Raw genomic sequence first — 2519 nt, 5'->3', positions numbered from 1 at the left:
ATAGATTCTTCCCTAGCTCGCTGCTTCGCTGCCTCACGCTCTTGATACTCACGATACATTTTCTTGCGGGTGGCGTAAAGTATCTCATAGGGCGTGTAGCCATCCATATACATCGTGTCATAATATTCTGGAATATATTGTCCCGGAACGTCATCTTTTCTTTCGATGCCGAAAAATTCCCTTTCAATCGTTTGCAGTTTGCAGTTTGGCAGTTCATCCCTCCACAGGTTCTTTGCAAAATGCATCAAGTCCAGGTGGGGCAAATCCAGATTTGCACTAATTCTATTATATGTGCACCGATTCTTAATAAATGGTACATCAAAACTTTTTCCATTGAAGGTAACATGAACAGAATCTTCATCCAGATGGGATAGATATGCGTCCAATACCGCATCCTCTTCTGGGTAATCTCTTAAGAAATACTGTGAGCAAACTATATCCTTACCTTTTATTTCAGCAACTCCGATTAATATAACGGGAACATTGGAAAGGCCTTTAGTTTCAATGTCCATAAACTTGAAATTTTCACAGTCAGTCATGCTTATGCATTTTAACAGATTATCCCTGCATTTTTTTGAGTATTTGTTATTGTCCAGAAGATCCATTATCTCACAAAAAGACAAATCATCAAGTTCATCCAAAAACTTAGATGCAATATCCCCGTAGACATCATGCTCTTTAAGTGAATCTATAGTGGAATATCCCTTGCTCTTTAGATTTTCCTCCTTTTTAACACCGATTTTGGGAAGTAATTTCAAATTATGATTTATCTGGTTTTTAAAGTCATTATCTTCAATCTTAAAATTTATCTTTTCCTTTGTGGTTATTTTTAACGTATCTCCCAGATTTGTGGAAATTATCTCGGAATTCTTAATATCGGTTAACCTTTTTCCTTCGAAATCTAACAACAATCTTCTTTTTAAATCCTCAAAATACAGTGGTGATTTCTCTCTAGCCCTTTGTTTTGCTTTTTCGGAAGGATTCATTGAGGAAATCGAGTTTGCAAGTATCCTTTCATAATAATTTTCTTGGTTTTCGTTATACATATCTCAAGTTTATTTTAGTAAATTCACGGATATATACCTTTTTAGTAAAGTATACTTGAATTTTAATAAAATATAAATAAGTTTATATACTTGAAGAAATATATAATAACTTGGCTACGATGTAGCCTGAGAGATAGATTAAACAGCCAAATTTTAAAATTCATTTCTCTAAAAGCTTGTAAAAACAAGTTGTTAGGTAGATAATTACTCAATTATTTACCTAACCATCCCAAAAACTTATTTTAAATTCAACAAAAAATTAAAACCATAATCACCTTAGTAAAGTATTTAATATTTTTAAACCAAAATAATATTAGCAATTTGTCAAGGTTTAAAATATGAATATGAAATTAGCAATTGTTTTTGGATTATTGACTTGGGTTTTAATTTACATACTTTCAGAAGTTTTTTACCCGATATTTATAAATTTTATTCCGAATTTCAACATAGCTATACCTTTAATCATTATTATTGTAACCGGAATCTTCGGAATAATCTATATTAGGAATATTGAAGAAAATGAAGTTGTTGAAGGAGTTCTTTTCGGAATGGTTCTAGTTATAATCGACATAATGCTGGATTACATATTCTTTATTTTGCCTCAGCATTCAAATGCAATTGTTGAAAGTTATCCTATTCATCTCATTTCAATGATAATAATAACTTTATTCATATCAACATTTTTAGGATACTTGGCTCAAATGAATATTGATTTAAAATAAGGAGATATCAAAATGATACCTAAATCACACCCGCGTTACGAATCCTTAATCTTAAGAGATAAAATCGTCAAAGCTGCACAAAAAGGATACCTTGCCGATTCAGGAATGATAGCTCATGGCAGAGGGGAAGCTTTTGACTATCTTATCGGTGAAAAAACAACTTACCCTGCAAAAAGAGCAATGTATGTTGCCGTTGCGGCATTGCTTTTGTCCAATAATCCTGTCATTTCTGTCAATGGGAACGCTACAGCCCTTGCAATTGATGAGATAATTGATTTTGCAAAAGCCATTAACGCAAAAATTGAAATCAACCTATTCTATAGAACTGATGAGAGAGTAAGACTAATAACAAAATTATACAAAGACCACGGATATAAAGAGATACTTGGATCCCTGGATGATGATATTGAATATATAGATGACATCAAAAACAACAGGGCTTCAGCAAGCAAAACAGGAATCTATTCTGCGGATACCGTATTGGTTCCCCTTGAAGATGGAGACCGGGCTGAAATCTTGAAAAAATCCGGTAAAAACATCATCACAATTGATTTAAATCCGCTTTCAAGAACATCAAAAATGTCTGATGTATCCATTATGGACAATATCGTAAGAGCAATTCCATACATGACAAAGATAGCGCAAGATTTAAAGACACAGGATAAAAAATTCCTGGTTGAATTAATCAATGAATTTGACAACAAAGAAAATTTAAAAGAATCATTACAACAAATTAAAATTAAAGAGGAAA

General features: G+C 32.5%; 3 protein-coding genes. 2 read left to right on the top strand and 1 reads right to left on the bottom strand.

The features are described 5' to 3' along the window. Positions 1 to 1046 (bottom strand): ribonuclease H-like domain-containing protein (locus ACJMLZ_RS08450; RefSeq protein ID WP_405305183.1); only part of this gene is annotated, 1046 nt, incomplete at its 3' end. A 338-nt stretch (positions 1047 to 1384) separates the two neighbouring features. Between ACJMLZ_RS08450 and ACJMLZ_RS08445 the strand changes: the two genes are divergently transcribed. Both ACJMLZ_RS08445 and ACJMLZ_RS08440 read left to right on the top strand, forming a co-directional pair. Beyond that, positions 1385 to 1768, top strand: a complete 384-nt coding sequence (locus ACJMLZ_RS08445) for a hypothetical protein (RefSeq protein WP_405305182.1) — start codon at positions 1385 to 1387, stop codon at positions 1766 to 1768. A 12-nt stretch (positions 1769 to 1780) separates the two neighbouring features. Continuing rightward, the coding region (locus ACJMLZ_RS08440) for a 4-phosphopantoate--beta-alanine ligase (RefSeq protein ID WP_405305181.1) at positions 1781 to 2519 on the top strand (739 nt) is incomplete at its 3' end.

The organism is Methanobrevibacter sp., from assembly GCF_045126245.1.
Classification (GTDB): domain Archaea; phylum Methanobacteriota; class Methanobacteria; order Methanobacteriales; family Methanobacteriaceae; genus Methanocatella.
The sequence above is the reverse complement of the archived record's forward strand: the minus strand, read 5'-3'. Positions and strand labels throughout refer to the sequence as shown.

Coding starts and splice junctions, on each gene's coding strand:
- ACJMLZ_RS08445 (WP_405305182.1), top strand. CDS start 1,385: ATGAATATGAAATTAGCAATTGTTTTTGGATTATTGACTTGGGTTTTA.